At 42.7% G+C, this 831-nt stretch carries 1 protein-coding gene; it reads left to right on the top strand.

Annotated features, from left to right (window positions below):
• The coding region (locus tag AB4167_RS22075) for an IS110 family transposase (RefSeq protein WP_372137031.1) at nt 1–831 on the top strand (831 nt) is incomplete at both ends.

Here is an 831-nt window from a genome sequence, read left to right as displayed (position 1 = left end):
CCAGTGCTCATTATTGGGCAAGAGTATTCAAGCAATTTGGTCATGACGTTAAACTTATGCCTCCGCAGTTTGTTAAGCCCTGTGTGAAATCAAATAAGAACGATACCGCTGATGCTGAAGCAATCTGTGAAGCGGTAACTCGCCCTAACATGCGTTTCGTACCTATAAAATCGATTGAACAGCAATCAATCCTTTCTGTTCACAAAGCTAGAGAAAGGTTAGTTTCAATGAAAACTGGCCAAACTAATCAATTACGTGGGTTGCTGGCTGAGTTTGGTCTTGTCTTTCCTAAAGGAAGTGCATCACTTAACAAGCAGCTCCCTCTGGTTTTAGAGGATGCTGAAAATAATTTGACGCCACCGATTCGCTGCGTGGTTACTCATTTAAAAGAACTAATTGATGAGCTTTCTTCACGAATTAGTGCGTTAACAAAAGAAATTGAACAATGGCACAGTACGAATGTTGATTCTAAAAGAATCGCAGAGATCCCTGGAATTGGCCCTATAACTGCCACCGCACTTGTTGCAAGTATAGGTGACCCCGCATCTTTTAATAATGGACGGCAGGTATCTGCATGGATTGGACTTGTACCTAAGCAGTTTTCAACGGGTGGCAAACAAGTATTGCTTGGTATAAGCAAGCGGGGGGATGGCTATTTACGAAGACTACTAGTGCATGGTGCAAGAGCTGTTCTTGGGCACTTAAAGCAACAGCCAACCACTTATACTCACCGCTGGTTGAATGACTTACTGAAACGAAAACACAAGAATGTTGCAATAGTCGCACTAGCTAATCGGAATGCTCGAATTGCATGGGCTTTATTGGCTAATC

This window comes from Vibrio sp. 10N.286.49.E11 (assembly GCF_041469505.1).
GTDB classification, from domain to species: Bacteria; Pseudomonadota; Gammaproteobacteria; order Enterobacterales; family Vibrionaceae; genus Vibrio; species Vibrio crassostreae_C.
This window is presented reverse-complemented; position numbering and strand designations above follow the sequence as displayed.